The organism is Pseudarthrobacter sp. GA104 (assembly GCF_009741265.1).
Lineage (GTDB): Bacteria > Actinomycetota > Actinomycetes > Actinomycetales > Micrococcaceae > Arthrobacter.
Map to the genome: position 1 here is coordinate 4,680,308 of NZ_WOWL01000001.1, position 26,256 is coordinate 4,706,563.

General features: G+C 65.2%; 21 protein-coding genes. 7 read left to right on the plus strand and 14 right to left on the minus strand.

Annotated elements, in window-relative coordinates; all coding sequences use genetic code 11:
• The first annotated feature begins 92 nt into the window (after nt 1-92).
• Genes GK109_RS21470 through catC form a run of 3 tightly spaced genes read left to right on the plus strand, consistent with a single transcriptional unit; the run spans nt 93 to nt 2,443 of the window.
• Nucleotides 93-1,037, plus strand: coding sequence for a LysR substrate-binding domain-containing protein (locus tag GK109_RS21470; RefSeq protein ID WP_370460796.1), 945 nt, complete (start codon nt 93-95; stop codon nt 1,035-1,037).
• Complete coding sequence (locus tag GK109_RS21475; protein WP_157242417.1) at nt 1,034-2,137, plus strand: mandelate racemase/muconate lactonizing enzyme family protein; 1,104 nt, start codon at nt 1,034-1,036, stop codon at nt 2,135-2,137. Before GK109_RS21470 ends, GK109_RS21475 begins: the two co-directional genes overlap by 4 nt.
• A 27-nt stretch (nt 2,138-2,164) precedes the next feature.
• A complete protein-coding gene (gene catC / locus GK109_RS21480) occupies nt 2,165-2,443 on the plus strand; it encodes a muconolactone Delta-isomerase (protein WP_157242418.1) in 279 nt (92 codons plus the stop codon).
• Nucleotides 2,444-2,464: 21 nt separating this feature from the next.
• Here the strand turns inward: catC and GK109_RS21485 are convergent, their stop codons facing one another.
• The 5 genes from GK109_RS21485 to benA all read right to left on the minus strand — a co-directional run bounded on the left by GK109_RS21485 (nt 2,465) and on the right by benA (nt 9,828).
• Nucleotides 2,465-5,296, minus strand: a complete 2,832-nt coding sequence (locus tag GK109_RS21485; protein ID WP_157242419.1) for an AAA family ATPase — start codon at nt 5,294-5,296, stop codon at nt 2,465-2,467.
• Nucleotides 5,297-5,349: 53 nt separating this feature from the next.
• On the minus strand, nt 5,350-6,177 hold the full coding sequence (locus tag GK109_RS21490) for a 1,6-dihydroxycyclohexa-2,4-diene-1-carboxylate dehydrogenase (protein WP_157242420.1): 828 nt from the start codon (nt 6,175-6,177) through the stop codon (nt 5,350-5,352).
• A complete protein-coding gene (gene benC / locus GK109_RS21495; RefSeq protein WP_157242421.1) occupies nt 6,177-7,748 on the minus strand; it encodes a benzoate 1,2-dioxygenase electron transfer component BenC in 1,572 nt (523 codons plus the stop codon). The genes GK109_RS21490 and benC overlap by 1 nt, the downstream gene beginning before the upstream one ends.
• Before the next feature lie 122 nt (nt 7,749-7,870).
• A complete protein-coding gene (gene benB, locus GK109_RS21500; protein ID WP_157242422.1) occupies nt 7,871-8,407 on the minus strand; it encodes a benzoate 1,2-dioxygenase small subunit in 537 nt (178 codons plus the stop codon).
• A gap of 35 nt (nt 8,408-8,442) precedes the next feature.
• Entirely contained in the window at nt 8,443-9,828 is a 1,386-nt protein-coding gene (benA, locus tag GK109_RS21505; RefSeq protein ID WP_157242423.1) for a benzoate 1,2-dioxygenase large subunit, read from the minus strand.
• Between the two features lie 330 nt (nt 9,829-10,158).
• On the opposite strand from benA, the gene catA reads away from it, so the two are divergent.
• The 3 genes from catA to GK109_RS21520 all read left to right on the plus strand — a co-directional run bounded on the left by catA (nt 10,159) and on the right by GK109_RS21520 (nt 13,504).
• Nucleotides 10,159-11,043 carry a catechol 1,2-dioxygenase gene (gene catA / locus GK109_RS21510; RefSeq protein WP_157242424.1) on the plus strand — a complete coding sequence of 295 codons (885 nt, stop codon included), beginning with the start codon at nt 10,159-10,161 and terminating at the stop codon, nt 11,041-11,043.
• A 109-nt stretch (nt 11,044-11,152) separates the two neighbouring features.
• Nucleotides 11,153-12,478: a benzoate/H(+) symporter BenE family transporter gene (locus GK109_RS21515; RefSeq protein ID WP_157242425.1), complete on the plus strand. Its 1,326-nt coding sequence runs from the start codon at nt 11,153-11,155 to the stop codon at nt 12,476-12,478.
• 612 nt (nt 12,479-13,090) lie between these two features.
• Nucleotides 13,091-13,504: a thermonuclease family protein gene (locus tag GK109_RS21520; protein WP_197432531.1), complete on the plus strand. Its 414-nt coding sequence runs from the start codon at nt 13,091-13,093 to the stop codon at nt 13,502-13,504.
• Between the two features lie 128 nt (nt 13,505-13,632).
• Here the strand turns inward: GK109_RS21520 and GK109_RS21525 are convergent, their stop codons facing one another.
• The 7 genes from GK109_RS21525 to GK109_RS21555 all read right to left on the minus strand — a co-directional run bounded on the left by GK109_RS21525 (nt 13,633) and on the right by GK109_RS21555 (nt 21,890).
• Nucleotides 13,633-14,970 (minus strand): right-handed parallel beta-helix repeat-containing protein, encoded by a 1,338-nt coding sequence (locus GK109_RS21525; RefSeq protein ID WP_157242427.1) that lies wholly within the window; start codon nt 14,968-14,970, stop codon nt 13,633-13,635.
• Between the two features lie 26 nt (nt 14,971-14,996).
• Nucleotides 14,997-15,935, minus strand: a complete 939-nt coding sequence (locus tag GK109_RS21530; RefSeq protein WP_157242428.1) for a carbohydrate kinase — start codon at nt 15,933-15,935, stop codon at nt 14,997-14,999.
• A gap of 36 nt (nt 15,936-15,971) precedes the next feature.
• Nucleotides 15,972-17,555 (minus strand): glycoside hydrolase family 32 protein, encoded by a 1,584-nt coding sequence (locus GK109_RS21535; RefSeq protein ID WP_157242429.1) that lies wholly within the window; start codon nt 17,553-17,555, stop codon nt 15,972-15,974.
• 41 nt (nt 17,556-17,596) lie between these two features.
• Entirely contained in the window at nt 17,597-18,640 is a 1,044-nt protein-coding gene (locus tag GK109_RS21540; RefSeq protein WP_157242430.1) for a LacI family DNA-binding transcriptional regulator, read from the minus strand.
• A 69-nt stretch (nt 18,641-18,709) separates the two neighbouring features.
• Nucleotides 18,710-19,660 (minus strand): carbohydrate ABC transporter permease, encoded by a 951-nt coding sequence (locus tag GK109_RS21545; RefSeq protein WP_157242431.1) that lies wholly within the window; start codon nt 19,658-19,660, stop codon nt 18,710-18,712.
• The gene (locus GK109_RS21550; protein WP_370460751.1) at nt 19,660-20,547 is read right to left on the minus strand and encodes a carbohydrate ABC transporter permease; all 888 of its coding nucleotides are present in this window, start codon (nt 20,545-20,547) and stop codon (nt 19,660-19,662) included. The genes GK109_RS21545 and GK109_RS21550 overlap by 1 nt, the downstream gene beginning before the upstream one ends.
• Before the next feature lie 65 nt (nt 20,548-20,612).
• Nucleotides 20,613-21,890: an ABC transporter substrate-binding protein gene (locus GK109_RS21555; protein ID WP_157242432.1), complete on the minus strand. Its 1,278-nt coding sequence runs from the start codon at nt 21,888-21,890 to the stop codon at nt 20,613-20,615.
• 365 nt (nt 21,891-22,255) lie between these two features.
• Between GK109_RS21555 and GK109_RS21560 the strand changes: the two genes are divergently transcribed.
• Entirely contained in the window at nt 22,256-23,590 is a 1,335-nt protein-coding gene (locus tag GK109_RS21560; RefSeq protein WP_157242433.1) for a NosD domain-containing protein, read from the plus strand.
• Between the two features lie 399 nt (nt 23,591-23,989).
• Here GK109_RS21560 and GK109_RS21565 read toward each other — a convergent pair whose 3' ends face one another.
• A complete protein-coding gene (locus tag GK109_RS21565) occupies nt 23,990-24,907 on the minus strand; it encodes a hydroxymethylglutaryl-CoA lyase (protein ID WP_157242434.1) in 918 nt (305 codons plus the stop codon).
• The gene (locus GK109_RS21570) at nt 24,907-26,226 is read right to left on the minus strand and encodes a CaiB/BaiF CoA-transferase family protein (RefSeq protein ID WP_157242435.1); all 1,320 of its coding nucleotides are present in this window, start codon (nt 26,224-26,226) and stop codon (nt 24,907-24,909) included. The genes GK109_RS21565 and GK109_RS21570 overlap by 1 nt, the downstream gene beginning before the upstream one ends.
• Nucleotides 26,227-26,256: the final 30 nt, after the last annotated feature.

Sequence of the window (26,256 nt, forward strand, 5' to 3'; positions counted from 1 at the left end):
AATAAACCAGTAGAGCGTTTTAGGGTTATTCTGTGAATCAATCGCGCGGCCAGGGCAGCCCCGGCGTGCGCCAACGGAAAGGCGGGCACACTGTGGAGCTCCGGCAGCTGAACTACTTCATCGCTGTTGCGGAGGAGCGGCATTTCGGCCGGGCGGCCAAGCGCCTCCATATGGCCCAGCCGCCCCTCTCCCAGCAGATCCGCCAGCTTGAGGAACAGCTGGGAGTGCGCCTGCTCAACCGCACCACGCGGCGCGTGGACCTCACGGCCGCGGGGCAGCTCCTGCTTGATCGGGGACGGCAGATCGTCAACGAAATAGGAACGCTGGAGGCGGACGTGTACCAGGTCGGCAAGGGCGCCACCGGCGTCCTCCGGGTGGGGTTTTCAGGGTCCGCAACTTATGGCGTCATGCCCCAGATCGCGCGCCTTGCCAAACAGGTCCTTCCCGGCCTGTCCCTGGCGTTGAACGGCGAGATGCTCACCCCGTCCATGGAAGCGGGTCTCCGCGACGGAACTTTGGACGCAGCACTGCTGCGTCCCCCCGTCTCATCCCAGGAGATTGACTACCGCGTCGTCGCCCGGGAGCCGCTCGTCGTCGCGGTTCCCTCCTTCAGCGCGCTGGCGGAGGACAGGTCCGTGGCGATGCATGAACTGCAGGATCAGGACTTCATCGCATATGCGCCCGAGTCCGTGCTCTACCGCATCACCGCCGACCTGTGCCGCCAGGCCGGCTTTCAACCGCGCATCACCCAAGTTGTCGGCGAGACCTCCACCATGCTGGCATTCGTTGCCGCCGGCGGCGGCGTGGCGGTCATGCCGTCCCGGGTGCGGGCTTTCCAGCTCGACGGCGTTGCCTACCGGGAGATCGAAAACGTCCCCTCCGTGGAACTCGCTGTCGCCTGGCTGCGGGGCAACCACTCCACCCTGCTGCATAACTTCCTGGACGTTGTCGGCGCCGCTACAGCCGCACAGCCGCTGCCCGACCCGGCCTCCGGGCCCGTCCCGCTTCCAACCGATGAAAGGCCTTCCCAGTCATGAAAATCGCAGCTATTGAGGCGATTCCTTACTCGATCCCCTACCGCCACCCGCTGCATTTCGCCTCCGGATCCGTCCACGAGGCTGACCACGTGCTGGTCCGCCTCCGCACGGACGACGGCGTGGTGGGCCTCGCGGACACCCCGCCGCGCCCGTACACCTACGGTGAGACGCAAAAGTCCATCGCCGCGGTGGTGCAGGACGTGTTCGCTCCGCAACTGATCGGCGTCGACATTTTTGACCGCGAGAAGATACAGGAGATCCTTTACCGCACCATCCACAACCAGACCGCCAAGGGTGCCGTGGACATCGCCCTGTGGGACGTCATCGGCAAGACGCTGGGGCAGCCGGTGACCAAGCTGCTGGGCGGCTACACCGACTCGCTGCGGGTTTCCCACATGCTTGGCTTCAAGCCCGCCCAGGAGCTGCTCGACCTGGCATTGGAGTTCCGCGAGACCTACGGCATCAACACGTTCAAGCTCAAGACCGGCCGGCGCCCGCTGCACCTGGACATCGAGGCGGCCCGCGCGCTGCGTGAGGGCCTCGGCGGGGACGCCGAACTGTACATGGACGCCAACCGGGGCTGGTCCGCGAATGAAGCTGCGGAGGTGCTGCGCCGCACCGCGGACCTGGGCCTGCAGTTCCTCGAGGAGCCGGACGACGCCCGCGAAGTCCTGGGCCGCCGTCGGCTCGTTGCCAACTCCCCCATCCCCATCGCGGCGGACGAATCCGCCCCGAATCTCGGCGAGGCCGCCCGGGAAATCCTCAACGGCGGGGCCAACCTGCTGGCGGTCAAGACCGCCCGCTCCGGATTTACCGAGGCGGCCAAGATCGTGGGGATGGCCGAGGGCATGGGCATCGACGTGTACATCGGCAACCAGATCGACACCCAGGTGGGCACGGTGGCTTCGGTGGTGTTCGGCGCCGCGTTCGCCCACACTGCCAAGCGCGCCGCCGAACTGTCCAACTACCTGGACATGGCGGACGACCTGCTGGCCGAACCCTTGCAGATCATCGAAGGGCGCATCCGCGTCCCCGAGGGCCCCGGCGTGGGCGCCGGGGTCAACGAGGAGAAGCTCGAACGCTACCGCAGCGACCGCTAAGCCACCCCTTCCACGAAAGGAACATCAATGAAGTACCTGGTCCATATGGACGTCAAACTGCCCGCAGACCTGCCGGCATCCGAGGCTGCTGAGATCAAGGCCAAGGAGAAGGCCTACTCGCAGGAGCTGCAGCGCTCGGGGAAATGGCCGGAAATCTGGCGCGTGGTGGGTGAATACGCCAATTACTCGGTCTTTGATGTGGGTTCAAACGACGAACTCCACGACATCCTGCAGAACCTTCCGCTGTTCCCGTACATGGAGATCTCGGTGGTGCCGCTGGCCAAGCACCCCTCCGACGTTAAGTAGGTACCAGCCCGCCGTTCCGGGTCAGTCGCTGGCCCGGAACGCGGCGGCGAGCTCGCTGCGGGACCGGATGCCCATCTTCCGGTAGAGCCGCGTGAGGTGGTACTGCACCGTCTTCTCGGCGAGGAACAGGGCCCGGGCCGCCTCCTTGTTGGTCGCCCCGCCGGCCACGAGTTCGGCCACCGCCTGCTCCTGCGCGGTGAGCTGGACGTGGTGGTCCCGGGCGGCGGTGAGTACTGAATCGGCAGGGTCAGGGAGATTGCCGACGTCGAGGCCGGTTGCCTTGAGCTCCCTGTCGCAGCGCTCCACATAGGTGGCCGCGCCCAATGAGTCGTAGAGGTCCCGCGCCGCACGCAGCACCGAGGACGCCAGCCGCCGCTTGCCGGCGCGGCGCATGCTCTGCCCGAACGCAAAACTGATCCGGGCCCGCAGGTAAGGCCGGTTGAGCCCGCGGAGGTGGCCCAAGGCGGCCTCGAAATGCTCCCTGGCAGCGTCGGGATCTCCCTGGGCCGCCAGCAGCCGGCCCCGGGCCCAGGCCATCCGTGCCATGTCGGAAGGGACTTCGCGTTCGCGCCGCAACCCCTCGAAAGAGGTCAGGAAAGCGTCAGCGGTATCCAGCTGATCAGTCATCACCAGCGCATTAACGTACGTGTCCTGCCAGGGCCAGAAGGACACCCGGTCCTCGGTCCACGGGTCCAGTTCGGTCAGCGGCTGCAGCACGGCGAGGGCGCTTTCATAATCAGCCCGCGCCTCGTGGAACCGGGCCCGGGCAAGGCTGGCAGGCACCTGCATGGCCCGGTAGGTTCCCGGCTGGACCGCGGCCTGGGAGACGTAATAGCGGGCGCGGTCCCAGTCGCCGCGCATGGACCAGAGCTCCGCGGCGGTCCAGTACAGCAGGGGCCGGATCAGGGGCATCCGGGAGGTTTCAAGGCGAACGCTGGAGCGGGCGATGGTGGCCGCCGCGGCATCCCAGTTCCCCAGCACCAGATGGGTGCGGGCCAGCCATGCCTCGGCCCACAGGGAGATCCGCAGGGACCCGCCGCGGTACTCGGTGGGGGCGGCGGACTCGAAGTTCACCAGGGCCGCTTCCACGTTGTCCATCCGCAGCGCCAGCCAGCCGGCCCCCATTTGCACACGCTGCTTCTGCGCGTTCTCGGCGGCGTGCGCGAACGCCCGCTGGTAGGAAACCTCCGCCTCCCCCAGCCGGCCCCGCGCGTACAGGCCCAGGCCGTAGATGGCTTCCGACTCGACGTGCGCCGGCGTCCCGGGCTCAGTCAGGGCCATCGCGCGCTCCGCCCAGCCGGTGATCATCGGCCCGTCCCAGGATGCAACCCCGTGCAGGACGAAACGCTGCGCAACCTGGGCGGCGGCCTTGGGATCGCTGTCCGGGTTGCTGGTGCGCCACGCCATTTCCAGCTGGCTTTGGGCGCTATCATTCTGGCCGGACACGGTGGACAGGTAGCCCAGCACTGAGGAGCGCAGCGGCGAGGGCGGCAGGGCGTCCACGGCGGCGGACCAGGTCTGCGCCTCGGCAACATTGCCGGCCCCCACCAGTGCGTCTACGGCGCGCAGGAGCCGGTCGTTGCGGGCCCGGATATCCAACGACAGGCGGGACGCGGAAAACAACGCCGTCGCCACGTCCTGCCATGCACCCACGGCCGCCTGGCGGCCGGCAAAATCCTCGAGTTCTTCGGCGAGCGCCTGGTCCGCGGCGGGCGTTGCCGAGACCCGATGCCCCAGCTTTTCGCCCTCCGGCTCCACGGCCTCCGCAGCCAGGCGGTGCAGCGCGATGCGGCGGCTGGGAACAATCTGTTCGTAAATCGCCTCGGCAGTACCGGGCTCAACGAACACGACGGCGGAGCGCGCCTGGTCCACGGACAGCCGCAGGAGGCCGGCGCGGTGTCCTTCATCCAGGGCTTCGAGGACGGACTCCACTCCGCTGACGGAGGCTACTTCCGACAGGCCCGCGCTGCGGCCCAGCACGGACGCGGCTTCGGCGACGGCAACGAGTCCGGGCGAGGCGGCATCCAGGACGCTGTGCACCCTGGCGCGCAGCCGGGAGGTGGGCGGCAGCGAGGGGAACCAGGCCAGCCAGGTTTCCGGGGGCAGCTCGCGCAACAGCTCCACCACTGGCTGCGGCAGGCCGCCCGTGTGCCGGACCAGCCCGTGCGCCGCGGTGACGCTGAGGTCGATGCCGTGCAGGCGCCGGGCCACTTCCTGGACCTGTTGCGGGGTGAGCGGCTCCATGGGAATGCGGACCACCTGGTGCCCGGTCAGGTAGTCCAGGACGCCGGCGGGGATACGCGGCGCGTCGGCGGGGTTCAAGGTGAGCAGGAAAAGGATCCGCTTTCCGTGCAGCCGGCGCATGACGAACGTAAGGATGCGCAGGCTTTCCACGTCGAGTTTGTGGACGTCGTCGACGGCGACCACGACGCTCCCGTGCGACTGCAGCCCTTCGAGGTGGGTGCCCAGCGTCGAAGCGTAGTTGACCACCTGGTCCGTGCTCAGGGAGGCGAGGGGACCCGCCGGAAGGTGCGGGCCGCCGTCGTACGCCTTTGCCGAACGCAACGGCGAGGTGAGCATGAGCTGGGAGTAGCCGGCGAGCGCGAACTGCGCTTCCCAGTCATCGCCCATGGCGGAGAGGACGCGGACGCCGCGGACGCCCGTGCGGCAATATTCCAGGAAGGACTCGAGCACCGCGGTTTTCCCGGAGCCGGCCGGTCCGGTGAGGACGGCCGTGACCACCTTGCCCTTGCGGACGGCGCGGAGGATGTCCAGGAGCTCCTCGAACACCGAGTCGCGGCCCACCAGCGGCGAATCCGCACCGATATCGCCTTGGACGGACCCCGCAGTCATGGCCGCCAGTCTACCGGAGCGGCCTGCCCGCCCTTTGCGGCGGTGTCCAAGCGCTATCCCAGGTCCCCGCCGGCCACCGGAAGGATGCTGCCGGTGAGGTAGGACGCTTCGTCGGAGGCGAGGAAGACAATGGGGGCTGCCTGCTCGTCAAGGGTCCCGTAGCGCTTCATGAAGGACGACTCCACGGTCTGGTCCACGATGACCTGGTACCAGGCCTTCTCGGTGGCGGACTCGGCTTCCGGGCCACGTTTGACCTTCCGCGGCGGCGCCTCGGTACCGCCCGGCGCCGTGGCAACTACGCGGATTCCGCGCCCGGCCACCTCCATGGCGAGGGCCTGGGTCAGTGCGTTGACGCCGCCCTTCGCAGCGGCATACGGGACGCGGTGCATGCCGCGGGTGGCCACCGAGGACACATTGACGATGGTCCCCGACTCCTGTTCCAGCATCGCCGGCAGTACCGCCCGGCAGCTCCAGAGGGTGGGGAAGAGCGAGCGGCGGATCTCCTTTTCGATCTTGTCCTCGTCGTACTCCTCGTAGGGGCGTGCCCAGATGGTGCCGCCTACATTGTTGACCAGGACATCCACGCGTCCGTGTGCGGCAAGCGCAGCTTTGACGGCCTGGGTGGCGCCGGCGAAGGTCTCCAGGTCCGCAGTGACGGATGTGGCCGACCCTCCGGAACCGGACGACTTGGCGGCCTCTTCGATGCCGCGGGCCACATCGTGTACCAGTTCCGCGCGGTCCACCAGGACCACGGCCCCGCCTTCGGCGCCGATGCGTTCGGCCACTTTCCGGCCGATCCCCTGGGCGGCACCGGTGACGACGGCGACCTTGCCGCCGAACCTGCCTGGGGTCACGAATTGCCCGGCGTACGGTTCAGCCATCAGAGGGCGGCCTTCGCGTCGATGGCGCCGGCCATGGTGTCCTTCGCATCGTGGGCGTGCGCGGTGATGACGGCGCGGAGGCGGTTTTTGTCCCCGCGCTCAAAGGCGTCCACGATGTCGAGGTGGTCCTGGGTGACCCGCTCGAAGATCGGCGTTCCGGTTTCGAAGGCCGCGGCCATTTGGGCGTGCACGTCCAGGCGGCGGTAGGACTCCAGCAGCATGGGGTTGTCGCAGATCATGAAGAGGTACTCATGGAATTCCTCGTTGGTGCGCGCGAACTCCTCGGGGTCCGTAATGCTCCCGCCGTCCACTGACGCCGTGGTGGCTTGGGCGAGCCGGCGGAACTGGCGCAGCTGTTGCTCGCTGAGCCTGCCCAGCAGCAGTTCGCTGACCGCCAGCTCCAGGCCCATGCGGGCGTCGAGCTGGGCGAAGCTGTCCTCCTTGCGGAAGTCCAGCCGGCCGGTCTCCAGCGAGGACACGGCCTCGCCGCGGCTCATCGTGTCGCCTTCGGCCTGGATCTTCCCGGCCGGCGCCGGGGCTCCCGTCTCGGCGTCGCCTCCGGTAGTCTCCTTCGGCGCGAACCGCTCGAAGTAGAAGTTGGCGGGCTGGATGCCTTCAGCGTCCAGCCACTTGGAGACGGCGTTGACCATGGGGGGCGGGCCGCAGAGGTAGATGTCCACGTCGCCTTCGTTAAGGTGCTTCGGTTCGATGATCTGTGTGACGTAGCCGGTGTGCGGGGCGGAGGTGCCGGGCTCGGAGGCGATGTAATCCCAGGTGAAACCGGGCAGCTTCGCTTCGTAGGCCCGCAGCCAGTCCAGGCCGACGATGTCCGCTTCGCGGGTGAGCCCGTAAATGAGGTGGACCGGGGTGGACGGCGGGTTTTCGGACAGCTTTTCGAGGATGGACAGGAGCGGGGCCAGGCCGGTGCCGCCGGCCAGGAGCAGCAGGGGCCGCTTGGGCTCGCGCAGGAAGAACGATCCGTAGGGGCCGGTGAACTCGATGGAGTCGCCTACTGCGGCGCGGTCCCGCAGGTACTCGGACATGGCGCCCTGCGGGGTTACGCGGACCATAAAGGACGCGTCCTGCACTTCGGGTCCGCTGCTGAAGGAGTAGGAGCGCTCGGCGTCGGTGCCGGGGACCCTGAGGTTGACGTACTGGCCGGGAAGGAAGGCCAGTGCGTCCCGGTTGTCCACCTCGAGGGTGAAGGACACCGTGGTGTCCGTGTGCCGGTTGAGCTCCTTGATGGTGGAGCTGAAGGTGGCCGCCGCCGTCTTGGCCGACTCCGACGTGGCCGGGATCTGGACGGCAAGGTCGGACTCGGGGACGGCCTGGCAGGTCAGCAGGTAGCCCTTTTCGAGTTCCTCTTCGGTCATGGCGTCGTCAATGTAGTCGCCCGGGTCGAAGGTGCCGGAATCGCAGAACGCCTTGCAGGTGCCGCAGGCGCCGTCGCGGCAGTCGGACGGAATGTTGATGCGCGCCTTGTAGGCCGCGTCCATGACGGTCTCATAGTCGCCGACCTTGATGACTTTGGTGACGCCGTCTTCGAAGCTGAGGGCTACTTTATGGCCCATGGTGTCCTCCTGGCTGGGCGGGCGCGTCGTCGCGTCCCGGGAAAATTCTGGCGTGCCCGGCGGGCACGGAATGGGAACTGCCGCACGGCACCCGGGGACTTCCGGGCGCCGGTTCGGGCAGGTCAGATCATGTAGACGTCCACCACGTGGTGGATGTAGTCGTTCTTCAGGACTACCTTCTTCTTCAGGATCACCGGCTCCGGGCCGGAAAGGTCGATCGTGTAGTAGCTGGTGCCGAAATATGTGTCCGTCGTGTTGTAGCGGAAGTAGAGCGTGAACCAGTTGAAGCGCACCTCGGCCCGGCCGCCGTCGTTCGCCAAAACCTCAACGTCCGTGATGTTGTGCCCCGTGCGCGGCTCGGGGAGGGAGGTGGCCGACGACCTGTCGGTCTTGATCCGGAACACCCGGTCCTCGATGCCGCCGCGGTTGTCGTAGTAGATCAGGGAGATCTCGTTCTGCGGGTCCTGCGTCAGCTGGTCATCCACGTCCCAGGCCGGCATCCAGAATTCGGAGTCGGGGTGGTAGCACTCGAGCCACTCATCGAACTGGCGGTCGTCCAGCAGGCGGGCTTCCCGGTAAAGGAAGGCTCGGACGGTTTCGAGGATTGCAATGTCCTCCGCGGCCTTGAGGACCGGGGCGGTTTGGGTCAGGCTGGTCATTGTGTCTGCGCTCTCTGTGGTTCCGGTGGGCTCTGTCAGGCGGAGGCGGGGACGGAGGCCAGCGCGGAACGCTCCTCTTCCTCCGCCAGGGCACGGTCCATGACTTCCTTCCAGTACCCGTGCTGGATGGGGTAGAGCCCTTCATCTTCGGTGCGCACTCCGGAGGCGATGACCTTGGTCATGCCCAGGGCCCGGGCCTGCTCGTCCGGGCCGGCGATCTCGTGGGTGGAGCCGCGGGTCATGTCGTTCCACGGCGCGCTGGTGGCCCAGTAGGTCTTGTTGCAGGAGCGGAATTCCTCCAGGTCGTCCGGCGTGGCCATGCCGGTGGCGTTGAAGAAGTCCTCGTACTGGCGGATGCGCTTGGAGCGGTTCTCCTGGGACTCGCCCTTGGGTGCGATGCAGTAGATCATGACCTCGGTCTGGTCCGCGGAAATCGGCCGGAAGTGGCGGATCTGCGAGGAGAACTGGTCCATGATGTAGACGTTCGGGTACAGGCACAGGTTGCGCGAGATATTGATCATGAAGTTGGCCATCTCCTCGCCGTGCTTCTGGACCAGTTCCTCCCGGCGGTCCCAGAGCGGACGGTCCTCGGGGTTGGTCCATTCCTGCCACAGCAGCAGGTGCCCGTGGTCGTAGGAGTAGAAGCCGCCCTTGACCTTGCCCCACTTGCCGGCATCCATGGCCTTGGTTTTGTTGGCCGAGTCACCGGCGCTGCGGCGGGCCGTGGTGGCGGCGTAGTTCCAGTGCACGGCCGTGACGTGGTAGCCGTCGGCGCCGTTTTCGGCCTGGACCTTCCAGTTGCCGTCGTAGGTGTAGGTGGAGGAACCGCGCAGCACCTCCAGCCCTTCGGGTGACTGGTCAACGATCGAGTCGATCACCTTGGTGGCGTCGCCCAGGTGCTCCTCCAGCGGCAGCACGTCAGCCTTCAGCGAGCCGAACAGGAAGCCGCGGTAGGACTCGAAGCGGGCCACCTTGGTGAGGTCGTGCGAGCCTTCCTTGTTGAAGGTCTCGGGGTAGCCGGCGTTCCGGGAATCCTTGACCTTCAGCAGCTCGCCGGAGTTCTTGAACGTCCAGCCGTGGAACGGGCAGGTGAAGGTGGTGCGGTTGTCCGTCTTTCGGCGGCACAGCATGGCGCCGCGATGCGAACAGGCGTTGACGATGCAGTTGAGCTTCTCGTCCTTGTCCCGGGTGATCATCACCGGGGTGCGGCCGATGTACGTGGTGAAGTAATCGCCTACGTTGGGAATCTGGGACTCGTGGGCCAGGTACACCCAGTTGCCTTCAAAAATATGCTTCATCTCAAGTTCGAAGATCTCCTGGTCGGTGAAGATTTCGCGCTTGGCCCGGATGATGCCGTTCTCACGGTCGTCGATCACGGCGTCGGCGAGGACCTCGCGGGCATGGATCAGGTTCTCGGTCATGGCGTGCTCCCTCATTGGAGATTGCTGGACGGATGGGCGGGAGGTCCGGGCTGGCGTCGCTGCCGGCGGTGGACGTTAGAGGCAATTCTTCCCTCTCGTGACTGGTCTCACATCAGGCAAACACCTAGGGTCGACCAAGGGTGTCTTTATGTATTGATCATGACTAAAAAGCAGCATTATCAATATTTGTTTCGTCATTATCTCCGGACCTACGATGAGACAGACATCACGCGACGCCACGGCTCGGCAGGCACTCCTGCACCGGCGTCCTGCGGCGGGTCCAGGAGACCTTTCTGGGCCCCAATTTCAAAGACGAAGGTGGAGACCGCCATGACTGAGACCCAAGTGGATACCAGGAACGAGAACGAGGGCACAGCCGTTGAAGCCGGCTCGAAGGCCACCGAACGCTTCGCCGCTTCCGGCAAGCTTTCGGAACTGCGCGTGCCCAAGGAGCGCGTGAGCCTGCTGGCCGGCGCGCTCATCAAGGCCGCCAACGACATCGTCGTTGAGCACCAGGTCACTTACGAGGAGTACAACGCGCTGAAGGCTTGGCTGATCAAGGTGGGTACCGACGGTGAGTGGCCGCTGTTCCTTGACGTGTGGCTCGAGCACACGGTCGAGGACGTCAACTCCCAGGACCGCCCCGGCACCAGGGGCACCATTGAAGGCCCGTACTACGTGCCCGGATCGCCGGAGCTTGCGACGCCGGCCACCGTCCTCATGCGCGACGGCGAAGAGGGCACCCCCCTGCGTTTCACCGGCCAGTTCACGGACACCAACGGCAATGCCCTGCAGGGCGCGCAGGTGGAGATCTGGCACGCGGACGCCGCCGGCTTCTACTCGCAGTACGCCCCGGGCCTGCCGGAGTGGCTCTTCCGGGCCACGGTCAAAGCCGACGACGAAGGCCGTTTTGAAATCAACACCATGCGTCCGGCGCCGTACCAGATCCCCACGGACGGCGCCTGCGGCCAGCTCATTGAGGCGGCCGGCTGGCACGCCTGGCGTCCGGCCCACATCCACATCAAGGTATCGGCACCCGGCTACCAGCCCGTCACCCAGCAGCTCTACTTCCCGGGCGACCCGCACAACGCTGACGACATCGCCTCGGCCGTCAAGCCTGAACTGATGCTGGACCCCAAACCCCGCACGGACGGCGGGGCCGGAGAGGACGCCGTGTACAACTACGTCCTCGCCAAGGAAGGCGAGACCAAGTAGGCCTTTGCCCCTACTGTCTGAAGCCGGGCGCCAGGACCCGGCCACATGGCGCCCCGGAGCTGCATCTTCGGGGCGCCTGCCTGTTCCAACCACGCAGCCAGGAGCCAGGATGCCCACCTTCCGCCAGGACCCGGCGGCCCAGCCGGAAGCCGCAGCAGAACCCGTCACTGGAGGGCCGGCTCCCGGACTGTCGGCCGCGGAGATGCCGCCCGCGCGGCAACCGCTGCTGGAACGGCCCGGACGCCGCCCCGCCGGACCACGCCGTTTCCTTCGGGACGTGGCGCCGACCTACCTGTCCAACGGTGCCATCGGCCTGGTCTTCACCGCCTCCGGGCCCATCGCCGTCACCCTCGCCGTCGGGGCAGCAGGCGGGCTGAGCCAGGAACAGCTCGCCTCGTGGGTTTTCGGCATCCTGTTCTCCGGCGGAGCCGCGACACTGATCATGTCGCTGCTGTACCGGCAGCCGCTGGGGTTCGCCTGGTCGATTCCAGGCACGGTTCTGCTCGGGCCGTCGCTGCACCATCTTTCTTTCGCGGAGGTGGTGGGCACGTTCTTCACAGCCGGCCTGCTCGTCCTGGCCCTGGGCGCCACCGGAGTGGTCCGTCGGATCATGGCGATGATCCCCATGCCGATCGTCATGGCCATGGTCGCCGCCGTGTTCCTCCGCTTCGGCACGGACATCATCTCCGCAAGCCAGGCCAATCCGGCCGTCGCCGCCCCGATGGTGGGCGCCTTCCTGCTCCTGACCGCCGTGCCGGCCCTGGGGAAATTCCTTCCCCCGGTCCTGGGGACGTTGGTGGCCGGTTGCCTGGCGGTGGCGGTCAGCGGGCAGTATGTTCCCGGGGAGCCGGGACCGCTCCTGGCTGTCCCGGCCTTCACCCCTCCGGTGTTCACGTGGGCGTCGCAGCTGGAACTGGTGGTTCCCCTGGCCTTGACGGTGTTGTTCGTCCAGAACGGCCAGGGCATCGCCGTGCTTCGGGCCGCAGGACACCGGCCGCCCGTGAACGCTTTCGCCATCGTGTCCGGCGCGTTTTCCTTGCTGAACGCCGGCTTAGGCGCGGTATCAGCATGCGTGACGGGCCCTACGAACGCCCTGTTGACGTCGTCGGGAGTTAAGGGACGGCAGTACACAGCAGCGGTGACCTACGGTTGCCTCGCACTGGCCTGCGCGGCGCTGGCTCCCACCCTGACCCGGCTGATGCTGGCCACGCCCAAGGAATTCGTCCTGGTCCTGGGCGGAATCGCGATGCTGCGGGCACTCCAGCAGGCGTTCGTGACCGCCTTCTCCACCACCTTCACCCTGGGAGCGCTGGTGACCTTCGTGGTGACCATCTCCGGCCTGGATCTGTTCAACATCCACGCAGCCTTCTGGGGCCTGGTCATCGGATACTCCGCCTCACGGCTGCTGGAGCGTCCGGACCATGCAGGATCATAAAAGCGGACCGGCGAGTACCCGGCGAAGGCGCCCCTAGGGTGTCCCTGCCCAAGAATTTCACCTGAGCTGGGCAAAACCATGGGAAGTCTTGATCCAGCCGCGGCATGGTTAACCCAGCAGCAGCACCAGCCGAACCGAGCCACTGATCCAGCAGGCACCCAGCCGGATGCGCGGAACAGGAGTAGCCATGAATCAAGCACCCACACCGGACGTCGCCTCCGTCGTCGGCGGTAGCGGCACGGTTCACCGCGGGAGCCTGACGTGAAACGAATCGCACCGTTGAATGCCCTCGGCAGCCCCTCGCGCACTGGCGAAGCCAATGCGTCGACCCGCATCAGTTACCCCGCTACGGGGCGGCGGACTCCATCCGCTGTTCCGCCGACATGGACCTCCGGCAACGGCCTTCAAGAGGCAGACCAGATCTGGCCCGACTGTTGCGACTGAAAGTCCCATCCGATGGCCACCCGAATACGGGCCGCCTGGCGCACGACGGCGACAGCTGCCCTCTTCGCCGTTTCGCTGGCCGGGTGCTCCCTACCGGGAAACGGCCCGAATCCAACCACGCCGGCGCCTGACCGGACCCTGCCAACACGGGCGGAAGGACCCTTTCCCGTGACCTCTGTCACTGACGGGGACACGATCCGAGTCACCATCGATGGAAAATCGACCCGCGTCCGCCTCATCGGCATTGACACCCCGGAAGTCAGCGATCCAAGGAAGACGGTCCAGTGCTTCGGACTCGAAGCATCCCGGCGAGCCACCGAACTCATGGACGAAACCCAGGTCTGGCTGGAATACGATCCCAGCCAGAGTCACCGCGACCGTTACGGCCGGACGCTGGCTTACGTCTGGCAATCTGAAGGCGTACTCGTCAACGAACAAATGGTGGCCGAAGGGTTCGCCCACGAATACACCTATGAGACCCCCTACAAATACCAGGACAGGTTCCGTGAGGCCGAACAGGCCGCCCGTACTGCAGAACGGGGCCTGTGGAGCCCGGCCACGTGTGCAGGCAACACAAACTGAACGAGGCGGGTTCCCCGATCGGCGCTGACGCTACTCAAACACGACCTCCTCTAACCGCGGCGAGAGAACTCAACCGACCACAAAGCAAAACCGCCTCGGACGAGGACACCTCATTTACTGCGTGCCGCCTAGAATCCGATCGAGGGTGTAGCCCTAAAGGCATTAACAGCCCTGTCTGCAATGACTTGGGCGTCGCTTCCGGAATCAAGGATGGTATTCCGAGATGATGCGGGATCGACCATGACGGCCGTAACGGCGAATCCTTCCGACTCTTCGGTGGTCAGCAGGGCGTCCACTTGAGCCTCGAAGCAGGAATCACTTGACGTGGAGTGAACGTCTTTCGCCACCACATGGTTGTTGGAGACGAAGTTGCCCACCCCCGCCGTAAGCCGGATGATGACGGGCGTCGCCCCTGCCGGGCGGATGCTCTCCGAGTCGATGACCTCCGAAAAGTGGTTGTTGACAACAGTGTTGTTGCTGCCGCCGACCCGGAGAAGCCCGTTGAGGTCGTCCAGTCCATTGTCCACTCCCACGAAGGGCGTCCACGGCTCATGGTCACGCAGGAAGTGGTTTGTGGCCACGAGGTTTTCCGAACTCTCCGCGAGAACCACCAACCCGGGGTAGAACGAGTGCAAGCGGTTGTTGGTGACGCTTGACCGCGTCACACCGTTAAGGTGGACGCTGCTCGCGCCACGGGGGAACACGTTGTTCGCGGTGATCAGGAGGCCACCATGGTTCTCAGCGTAGATCGAGTGGCCCTTGGGGCCAGCTCCCACCAAGTTGTCGGTAATTTTTGATGCCTGTCCCCAGCCGCGCAGCTCGATGCAGCTTCCGCATTCGGCGATGAAGTTGTCGTGGATGGAAAGCGCGTCGGCGTTGTAGATGGTGAGGGCGTTCTCCAGGTAGACGAACCCCATGCCGGTGACGCGGAACGAGTCGTTGGCAGTCGCGGCGTAGATGCCGGTCTTGCCGTTGACGTAGGTGTTCTCCGCCTTCAGTCCGGAGCCGTCCGGAACGAAGTGCAGCCCGTCGATGCAGAAGTTTGAGAACTCCACCGAGCTGATCCGCGGGCTCCCGCTCCGCTCAATGTAGAAGGCGGCGCCCTTGGCCTCCTCCCCGTTTTCGGCAGGGGGAAGGTCCACAATGATCCGGCTCCCGCCGGGCCACAACTCGTGCAGGTCCGGCCATTCGTCTTCGGGCACGTTATGGCGGATGCTCGACGACGTGAAACCGTGCCCGGAGCCCTCGATCCGGAGGAAGCTGACGTCGATCACCACCTGGGTGCGAAGGTGGTAGTCCCCCGGCGGAATGTAGATCACTGCGCCCGGCTTTCCGCCGTCGTTCACATCGGTGGCGGCCTGCCGTTCCTTGACGTCGGCAATGATGCTGTTGATGACTTCACCGACGTCCTTGGCCGGATTGCCGACCGGCCACGTGGTGACGTCGTAGCAGTTGTTGCTTGGCATGGGCTCTTCCCTTTGTGTCCTGTTTCTCATGGTGCCACTGTTTGATGCTGCGGGAGCTCGGCCTGCAGCTCCTCTGCCGTCGGCGGGTTGGCGCCGGGGCGGCTGACCGTGATGGCCGCTGCCCGGGAGGCCATCCGGCCCAGCGACTCCAGCACGGACGGCGCCAGCCCGTCCGACCCGCGCATGAGGAGTCCGCAGATCAGGGCTGACATGTAGGAGTCGCCGGCACCAATGGTGTCCGCCACCTCGGCCGTGACCGGTGGGACGGCCACCTGCGCGCCCGCCGTGGTGAGCAGGGATCCCTTCGCTCCCATGGTGACGGCGACGAGTCCGGCCCCAAGGTCCAGGATGTGCTGTGAGATGTCCTCCAGTGACAACCGCGGATAGAGCCAGAGTGCGTCCTCGTCGCTGAGTTTGACCACCTCGGTGAACGGGACAAGTTGCTCGAAGATGGTCTTCGCCTCAAAGCGGCTGCCGAGCAGGGCGGGACGGATGTTGGGGTCGTAGGTGACAAAGCATCGCTCGTGTGACTGTTCGAGGAGATCCCTGATCGCTGCCGCCCCCGGCGCCAGGAAGGTGGCGATGGAGCCGGTGTGCAGGACCTTGGGCAGCGTGGCCGGGGCGATCCGCGGAAGGTCCCAGCGGATGTCGAAGTCATAGTGCGCCGACCCGTCGGACGCCAGCGTCGCCGTCGCCGTGGCGGTACGGCCGGGCCCCTTGGAACCGGGCAGGAGTTCGACGCCGGCGCTGCGCAGGTGCTGCTCGATGGCCGCGCCGCGCGGGTCGTCGCCGATCGAGGTCAGCAGGGCGGTGGCCGCGCCCAGCCGCCCGAGCCCGTAGGCCACGTTGGCCGGTGACCCGCCGGGGTGCTCCACAGAGCCCCCGGACGAGACAACAATGTCCACAAGGGCTTCGCCGACTACGACGACGTCAAGGCCCGGCTGGGGGTCATCGTTCGTGTGCATTCTTTTCGGACCTTTCTTGGATTACCCAACCTGCCGTCAGGTAAGGGTTGAGACCGTAAGTTTCTGGACTGTTGCCGGGCCTCCCCCGGCCGCCAGCCAGTTCTCCTGGCTTTCCGCGCCGGGGAAGACGAGGTCTGTCATGACCACCGCGCCGCCCTGCGCGAAGACCTCCACCGAGCAATGGTCGACGACGATCTGCAGCTTGAGCACGCCGTCCTCAAGGACCAGCGGGGCTGACTCCGCGGAGGAGAACTTTTCGTGGAAGCCCGTGTCCCCTGACCGGCTGCGGTCAAGGACGAGCCGGCCGGCGGCGGCGTTGTAGCCCAGCACCGTGCCCGTGCTTCCGTCCTCGCTGGCGAAGAAATGGAAGGCCACGTGTCCAGCGCTCCCGGGCAGGATCTCCGCCTCGATGACCTGGGCGCTGCCACGTGCAGCAGCCGGCAGCCGGAGGACCGAATCCTGCAGTTCGGACGGTTCCGCGATAATCTGCACGGCGGCGGCAGGCGGCTCTTCTCCTGCAGGGCGGCCGGGCAGGACGGGCTGCTGGACCAGGCGGGCGGAGCCGTTGGCTGCGGTGAGGCGCACTTCGCGGGCCAGGGTCATGGAGGACCGCCAGGGGGCGGTGGGCAGCAGGTTGGCGTAGTCCCAGTTGTTCATCCAGCCGATGATGATCCGCCGCCCATCCGGGACGTTGCCGAAAGAGACGGAGGCGTAGCAGTCGCGCCCCCAGTCCAGCCACAGGCATTGCTGCAGGGCCGCATCGGCCGCCGCGGAGTCACCCAGGGCGCTCACCCCGGCCGGCGCTGCAACTGAAGAGGCGTCCGGGACAAACCGGGCGCCGTCGAACTGGCCCACGAAGTACTGGCCGCCGGAACCTCCCGCCACCGCGCCCGGGTTGACGTTGACGATCAGGACCCATTTGACGTTGTCCGGGTCCCCGTCCACGGCCAGGGGAAAAAGATCGGGGCACTCCCATTCGCCCTGGTCCGCGTTCATGGGGCCGAAGTCGCTCAGGAAGTCCCAGGTCTTAAGGTCTTCCGAACGGTAGAAGACCACCTTCTGGTGCTGCGCTTCGACGGCGACCATGACCCAGAAGTCACCATGTTCGCCCTGGTAGCGGAAGACCTTGGGGTCGCGGAAGTGCGCGGAGCTCCGGGCAAGGACAGGGTTGGCGCCGTACTTGTGCCAGGTCATGCCGGCGTCGGTGCTGTAGGCCAGGGACTGCGCCTGCGTGCCGTGGTGTTCGGACGCGGCCGTGTAGGCGCTGGTGTAGATGGCCACGAGGGCAGGTGCGTCCGCGGTGCCGAAGCCGGACGTGTTTCCGTGGTCCACCACCACGCTGCCGGAGTAGATGTCCTCGGTTTCGTCGCAGGCAATGGCTACAGGGTGTTCGGTCCAGTGGAGCAGGTCCCGGGAGGTGGCGTGGCCCCAGGACATATTGCCCCACACGTTGCCGTACGGATTGTTCTGGAAGAAGAGGTGGTAAAGGCCGTCATGGAAGACCAGGCCATTTGGGTCGTTCAGCCAGGTGTCCCTGGCCGTGAAGTGGATGGCAGGCCGGAACCTAGTGGTTGCGGCCGGAGGTGTTTCCGGGCGTGCGGCACTAAGGAAGGTGGACATGTTTTGTGCGATCCTCTTGGGAATTGGAAGGGGTTGGCTGCTTAGTGGCGGGGGGCCGCGATTGAATCGCGGCGCACCAGCGGGCAGCCCAGGATGGTCGGGTGAAGTGCCATGAGGGTCAGGTCTGTCTTCCCTTCGACGGCGTCAATCAGGTGTTCGGTGGCCCACGCACCCATCTCGTAGTGGGGCAGGGCCACGGTGGTGAGGCCCGGGTAAAGGTTGGCGGCGATCAGTTCCTGGTCGTCAAAGCCCACCACTGAAAGGTCTGCCGGAATGGAGAGTCCCAGTTCCGCGGCGGCCCGATAGGCGCCCATCGCCATCCGGTCGTTGTAGCAGAACAATGCCGAAGGCCGGTCCTCGCTTGCCAGCATCCGCAGGGCGGCCTCATAGCCGCCATGCACCTCTGAGACTGCCGACTCCACAGGTGCCGCGCCGCCGTCGAGCCCTGCCTCAGTCAGCATGGCCCGGAAGGCCCGGAGCCGCTGCCGGGTCGCAGGCACATCATCGGTGTTGTTGATGAATCCCACCCGGGTGTGGCCCGCTTCGAGGAGCGCGCCCACGGCGGCACGTGCACCACCGTCTTCGTCCGGGATCACGGCGGTGATGTTTCCGTCGGTAGCCACCGAGTCCACCAGGATGGAGGGCACGCTGCCGAGGTTGGCCGGGAGCTTCACGGTGCGGTGGTACATGGTGGCGTAAAGGATCCCGTCAACCCTGCGCTCCAGGAGGGCCTCGACGTCGGCCTGCCGGGACTCCAGGCTGGCCGAGCCTGAGGTGTTGATGATCATGAGGCCATAGCCCCGGGCTTTGGCGGCCTCGTCGGCACCCAGGATGATCCTGCCCGCGTGGGGGGTGGTGGCGATGTCCTCGCTGACGAGGCCCAGCATTCCGGTCCTTTGCGTGCGGAGGGCCTGGGCGAGGCGGTTGGGGCCGTACCCCAGCTGCTCCGCCACGGACCTGACCTTGTCCCGGGTTTCGGGGCTGATCCGCGCATAGGAGACCTCGTTGAGGACGTGGGACACGGTGGTCACGGACACGCCGGCGGCGACGGCCACGTCCTTGATTCCGATGTTCCTGTTACTCATCTGCGTCCCACGTCCTTTGGTCGGTGATGCCCCTGGGGGTTACCAGTAGGCTACTCGTTGCTTGGTGGCCTAGCCCTTGACGGCGCCGAGCGTCATACCTGCCACGATCCTGCGCTGCAGCAGGAGGGTGAGGAGGATAACCGGGATGGAGTAGACGGCGGCCAGCGCCGTCATGGATCCCCAATCCAAGCCGAATTGGGTCTGGAAGTTGGCGATCACCACTGGCGTTGTCTGGGAACGGATGGCCGTCATCAGCAGGGCGAACAGGAATTCGTTCCAGGAGGCCAGGAAGGCGAAGATTGCGGTGACGGCGATGCCGCCGGAAACCACCGGGATCACCACCCGCCACAGGGCCCCCAGCCTGCTGCAGCCATCCACCGTTGCAGCCTCCTCCAGGTCTTTCGGCACGGCCTCGAAGAAGCTGGACATCAGCCAGATCGAGAGCGGCAGCGAGATGGTGGTGTGGGCAATGGACAGCGCGATGGGGGTATCGGATAGGCCCATCGACGCCATCATGGAAGCCAGCGGAATGCCGATTGCCACCGGCGGGACCATGCGGGTCACCAATGCGGCCATGATGAAGATCCGGCCGCTGAGGGTCTTGTACCGGGTGATGCCGTAGGCCGCCGGCACCGCCAGCACCAGGGACAGCACCGTGCTGATGATTGCCGTCTGGATGCTGTTGACGAACGAGGCCGGTACACCGCTGCGGCCCAGCGCGTTGGCATAGTTTTCCAGCGTCCATTCCCTGGGAAGGATTGTGGGCGGCACGGCGATGGTATCGATCGGGGTTTTGAAGGACGTGAACAGCAGGTAGAGGAACGGGAATCCGTAGAGCACCATGGCTGCTGCGAGGAGGATCCACAGCAGCGTCCTGGTGCTGCGCCGGCCGGCCTCCAGCCCTTCCCGGTTGACGCTGCGGCGCTTGCGGGGAGGGACGACGGCGGGCGCTCCGGAAGGTGCCCCGGCCGCCTTGGATGGGGTCCCGCCGTCGTGCTTTGTTCGTTCAGCGAGGCGCATCAGTTGTCCTTTCCTGGCCGCCAGATGGTGGACACCGCGACGAACGCGACGGCCAGCATCGCCAGCAGGTAGATGGTGCCCATGGCGCTGGCCAGGCCCGGATCGCCGAAGCGGATCATGGTCCGGTAGATCAGCAAGCTCATGGTTTCCGAGGCGGACTGCGGCCCGCCGTTAGTCTGGATGAGGATGGTGTCGAAGGCCCGGGCCGCGTCGATGCCGCGGACCACCAGGGCGACGGCGATGACCGGCCGCAGCAGGGGCAGGATGATCCGGAACAGCAGGGCCGGTGCCCGGGCGCCGTCCAGCCGCGCGGCTTCGATCAGGTCACCCGGGATGTTCTGCAGCCCGGCGAAGAGCACCAGGCACATAAACGAGGTGGTCAGCCAGATGTCCGGGATGGCCACCGAGTAGAGCACGATATTGGGGTCGGAGAGCCAGCCGATCTGGTTGGGGTTGTCCAGGATGCCGGCCTGGTGCAGGAGGGTCCCGATGAGGCCGAAGTTGTCGATCATCAGGAACTTCCAGAGCAGGCCCGCCACGATCGGGGCGATCATCAGCGGGTACATGAACACCGTCCGCCAGATCTGGGAGCTGCGGCCCAGCATGGTGAACAGCAGTGCCATGCCCAGGCCGAGGGCGAACTCGAGGGTCACCACCACCAGGGTGTAGGCAAGGGTCCGCCAGCCCGCTCCCGTGAAGGCCTCGGATGCGAAGGCGCGGAAGTAGTTGTCCAGGCCCACGAAGTCGCGGGGGCCGCCGGCGATCGGGGAGATTTTGTAGAAGCTGTCCGCCACCAGGCGGAACAGCGGGAAGGCCACGAATATTGCCAGGAACAGCGCCGCTGGTGTCATCAGGAACAATGCGAAGCGGCGGTCGGAGATGCGCACGGTTTTCTCTTCCGCTGGTTGGGGCCGCGGCCGGCACCGGTACACAGGTGCCGGCCGCGGGGGTCTTACTTGAGGAGGTCCTCGATCTGCTTCTTGGCGTCGGCGAGGAGGGTGGCGGAGTCACCGCCGGCAACGGCCTTCTGCAGCATGGGCACCAGGACGGTGTCCACGATCTGCTGCCACTTCTCGGTGGCCGGGCGGGTGGCGGTGGCTTCGCCGTTGAGGGTTTCGATCAGCGGCTTGAAGCTCTCGTAGCCTTCCTTGTCCTGGTACTTCTCGAACGCGGAGATGCGGGAGGCCAGGCCCAGGCTGGATTCGATGCCCCTGTCGTTGTAGTCGTAGGCGCACTTCACGAACTTCTTGGCCGCCTCGGTGTTCTTGGTGGCCTTCGGCACCGTGAGGTACCAGGGGCCGGGAACGCCGCCGACGCCGGCGGATCCGGCGATCATGGGGGCTGTGCCCACCTTGCCCGCCACCGGGGAGTCCTTGGGGATCTGCCGGTAGGCGTGGGCCCAGAACCGGGTCATGGCGGTCTGGCCCTGGTTGAACAGGTTCTGCGCTGCGGCCCAGTCCACCTGGGCTGCACCGGAGGGAGCGTACTTGGCCAGGCCCACGTAGAAGTCCAGGGCTTCCTTGTGCGCGGCGTTGTCGATGACCACCTTGTCGCCGTCCAGGACCATGGGCGAGCCGGCCTGCAGGACGTGGGCCAGCCATTCGGTTTCCACGCCGCCCTTGACATCCGTACCGTACATGCCGTCCTTGGTGAAGAACTCGGAGATGTCCTGGTACTGCTTCCACGTGGTGGGGGCAGCCAGCTCATAGCCGTACCTTGTCTGGAAGTCGGCCTTATTCTTGGCGTCCTCGAACAGGTCCTTGCGGTACAGGATAATTTCGGCGTTGGTCCAGGCGGGCAGGCCCACGAAGTGCCCGTCGACGTTGGCTTCCTTGACCAGGGCCGGGAAGATGTCCTTTTTCGCCTCGTCAGTGAAGATCTCGTCAATGGGCTGGAGGGCGTCCTTGAAGCTGGGCAGCCACACGGAGTCCAGGGCGGCCACGTCGAAGGAGACGTTGCCGGAGGAGAATTCGCTGGAAAGCCGGTTGAACATGCCGTCGTAGGGCAGTTCAACGAAGTTGACGTCTACGCCGGCGTCCTTCTTGCATTGTGCGGCGACGCCGGTCAGTTCGGCGTGGCCGCCGGCTTCGACCAGGACGTTGACGGTGTTGGTTCCGGCAGTTCCTGTAGACGGGGCCGGGCCACCTGCGCCGCAGGCCGAGGCGGCCAGTGCGACGGCGGTGCAGATGCCGCCGATGGCGAGCCTGCCGATGAATTTACGAGTGGACATCGCTGTCGACTCACTTTCTCTTGAACGGAATGGTGAGAGTGACTTGGACTGAAAAATCGTTTTGCCAAAACGACTTGGCATCCACGATAGGACTGGGCAGGTTCAGGTGTCAAGGGTCGCTGCTTTGCCAAAAACCGTGGGACGTTTTTGGCGTTGACAGCTGTTGCTCCGCCCTCCTAGCCTCAATGTATCCGGCCAACCAAATCGTTTTGGCACCACTTGGGACTCCCGACTCCATGGCGGTCGGGACATCTTCCACGCGTATGCGGAGTTCTCGTTGAAACCTGCCGCCCTGTGCTGCGAAAACCGATGCTTTGCGGTCCCGGATAGCCCACACATTCCACAGTGCATTGAGGAGACAAGCGTTGACTGACAAAAATTCGCTGATGATGGACCCGAGCCGACGCAGACTATTAGGCGCTGGCGCTGTTGCCACGCTTACCGGAGCGCTGGCTCTTGGCGCTGCAGCACCGGCGCAGGCCGCGGACAGCACGGAAGAAAAAAACAGATACGACGTCACGTCCTGGAAGATCAAGGGCCGGCCCGAGGTGACGGCCCAGATAGACATTGGTGCGGTGATCAATGACATCATCGCGGACGTCAAAAAGCGCCAGACCACGGCAGACGCCCGGCCGGGCGCCGTCATCACCATCCCCCCGGGCGACTACGACCTTCGGACTCAAGTTGTCGTGGACGTCAGCTATCTGACCATTGCAGGCTTTGGCCACGGGTTCTTCTCCCGCAGCATAAAGGACAATGTGGACACGTCCGGCTGGCTCGAACTGCAGCCCGGCGGCAGCCACATCCGTGTCCTTACTCCTTCAACAGCTCCGCAGGCCTTCCTGGTACGTCGGGCGGGGAGCCCCCGCCTGTCCGGAGTTGTTTTCCGCGACTTCTGCCTTGATGGCGTGGAGTTCCCGCCAGACGGCAACAGCTACCGAAACGGCAGAACCGGCATTGAAGTCGCCTCAGACAACGACTCCTTCCACATCACCGGCATGGGTTTTGTGTATCTCGAACACGCACTCATAGTCCGTGGCGCCGACGCCCTGCGTGTCCACGACAACATGATCGCCGAATGCGGCAACTGCGTAGAACTCACCGGCGCCGGACAGGCGACGATCGTCAGCAACAACCTCATGGGGGCCGGGCCGGAGGGGGCCACCCTGCTGGCGGAGAATCACGAAGGTCTTCTCATCACCGGTAACAACCTGTTCCCCCGGGGCAGGAGCCTGGTCGAGCTGACCGGCTGCAACAGATGCTCGGTGACCTCGAACAGGTTCCAGGGTTTCTTCCCCGGCATAATGCGCCTCATTAACAACTGCAAGGAAAACCTGATCACTGGCAACCACTTCCGGCGCGGTATGGAAGGCTTCCCGCCGTTCCTCGGAACATCCAACGGCCTGGACGATCTTTACGGCGTGGTTCACATCGCGGGAGACAACAACTTTTTCGCCAACAACCTCATCGCTTACGACGTCTCGCCCGACAGGATCGTACCGCCGAACGCCCAGCCGACAATGATCCTCGTCGCCGGGGGTGACAGCAACGTAGTGGCCACCAACCATGTTGTGAGCAACGTCGAAACACAGCACGTCGTTTTGGATGCTTCCACAGTCCGATCAAAAGTGCTTGACAGCGGCCCCGCTTCAAAGGTCACTTCCTACAGCGCCGATACAGCCATAAGGCCAACCCCCTAGGCCCGGAAAGCAAGATAGCCGTCTTCACTGCCAGTTGCCCGGCAGTGAAGACGGCTCAAGCCATGAAGCTCGACAACGCTCACGGAAACCCGCGACCGTTACCACGCCATTTACACCGGGACGGCGCACCCCTCCTCCTGTGGTTCATCTTCGTCCACTCAGGGAAGATTTTTTATTAGTGTCTTGCGCTGGGGATGCAAGTTCCAGAACATCATGTGTGCCTTATCCCATCGCTTGACGCGGTAGGTACCTGGCACCCAGGCCGCGAACAAGGGCGATTTATTCCCACATTGACATCTAGCCCATAGCTTTCGACTTAAAAGCGCCGCCGTTCGAATCGCCGGGCATTATGTTTGAACTCAAACCAGGCGACGCGAGGTGCAGCCGAAGTACTGCGCCTTACGCTGCCGCCGGGAACACTCCTGCCCCTGCCAGTCCGGAACGCGGATTGGTACCGACGAGGCCGCAAATCCAGCGGCCCAGTTCCGTTGCTTTGTGCACGTCGATGCCTGTCGGGAAGCCTGCACGCCCGAGCATCCACGCGAGATCCTCCGTGGAGATATTTCCGGCCGCGCCGGGAGCGAAGGGGCATCCTCCGAGACCACCGACGCTACTGTCGAACACATCGACACCCGATGCCATCGCCGCATAAGTATTGGCCAGCGCCGTGTGGCGGGTCTCGTGAAGGTGGGCCCTCAACTGCAGGTCGGTTTCCTCGCGCAGCGTGGCGAAAGTCTCGCCCACCTGCCACGGGACGGCGCAACCAATCGTGTCGGCCAACGCCACTTCAGCCAGGTTCGCGAGACCAATTGCACTGCGGACGACCTCGAGGGTCTGCTCGATCGGGACGTCTCCCTGGTAGGGGCAGCCAAAAGCGACAGCTGCGGTGACGCTGAGTGGAATGGATGCGGCGGCAGCGATGTCCGACACTTCCTCCAGAGCCCTAAGCGCTGCAGCAACTGTGGTGTTCTGGTTGGCTGAGGCGAATGCGTCGGTCACCGGCAGTACATAGTTCATCTCGTCCACCCCGGCATCGACAGCCCGGAGGGCACCCCTGGTGTTCAGCACCAGGCCGATATAGCTCACGGCGTCGGTGCGCGGGACCGACGCCATCACGGCGTCGGCATCAGCCATCTGGGGTACGGCTTTGGGATTCACAAAGCTGACGGCTTCGATCCGCCGCGCACCCATCCGGATCAGCTCTTCGATGAGCCGGACCTTATCTTCCGTGCTCACGGGGGTCTTCTCGTTCTGCAGCCCGTCGCGCGGGCTGACGTCCACGATCGAGACCGGACTGGTTCCGTGGGCAAACGCCATCAGATTGCTCCTTCGCTACGTGCATTCTGAAACTCTTCTTCGGTGAGGTTCAGGAGGCCCTGGTACACATCGGCATTGTGGGATCCATGCACCAAAGGCCCGTTCCAGCTAATCCGGCCGGCGGAGCGCGTGAGCTTGGGAACGATTCCCGGCTGGACCACGGCGCCCAGCTCGTCGTCAGCCACTTCCACGAGCATGTCCCTGGCTTTGAGCTGCGGATCCTCGAAGATATCTTCAACGGTACTCACGGTGCTGTTCGGAACAGCATGTTTATCGAGCAGGCTGACCAGCTCGCCGGCGGAGTAGTGCACCGCCCAATCGGCGATGATGCTTTCAAGCTCCTCCTGGTTGCGGCCCCGCTGCGCATGATCACGGTATTTCGGGTCCTCCGCGAGCCCGGGCATGCCCATCGCTGTGGCCAGGCGGACGAAGACCGAATCCTGATTGGCCGCTATGACAACCCACTTGCCGTCGCTGGAGCGGAAGATGTTCGACGGCGCGATCCCCTTCAGTCCCGAGCCGCTGGGTCCGGGAACAATACCGGTGGCGGCGTAGTCCGGCACCGCGCTCTCCAGTAGTGAAAAGCACGCCTCAACGAGCGACACATCGACCACCTGGCCGGTCCCCCCGCGGGCATCCCGCCAGTACAACGCCAGCAGGATCCCCTGCAGGGCATACAGCGAGCCGAGGCTGTCCCCCAGTGAAATACCTGTGCGGGGTGGCGGCTGGTCGGGATAGCCGTTCAGGTGCCGCAATCCGCTCCGCGCTTCGGCGACGGAGGCATAACCCGGCTTTGACGCTTCCGGACCAGTCTGTCCATATCCCGAGACCCGGGCGATGATGAGGCCGGGATTGATCTTCCACAGCTCTTCAGGGCCGAGGCCAAGCTTTTCCATAGTGCCCGGGCGGAAGTTCTCGAGGATGACGTCGGCGTCCTTGCAGAGCTCAAGAAAGAGCTCCCGGCCGCGCGGGGCTTTCAGGTCCATAGTGACGCACTTTTTGCCGCGGGACTGCACCGACCACCACAGCGTGTGGTCATTAACGCGCGCGCGGCCCCATTCGCGCATGGGATCCGGCCTGTTTGGGGATTCGACCTTGATGACTTCGGCACCGAAGTCTGCCATCTGCCGTCCCGCGAAAGGGCCGGCGATCAGAGATCCCAGTTCGAGGACGCGCACGCCGGACAGAGGACCCGCATCACCGCCCGCGATTTTGGCCCTGCCTGCGACGGCTGGTGGCGTTTCTTCAGCGATCCCGTGGCCGGCCCCGTCCTCTGCGTCCTTGCCAAGCTTCGCTGTGCCGGTTTCGACAACCTTCATCAAATCTCAACTCCTGATTCCTGATGCGGA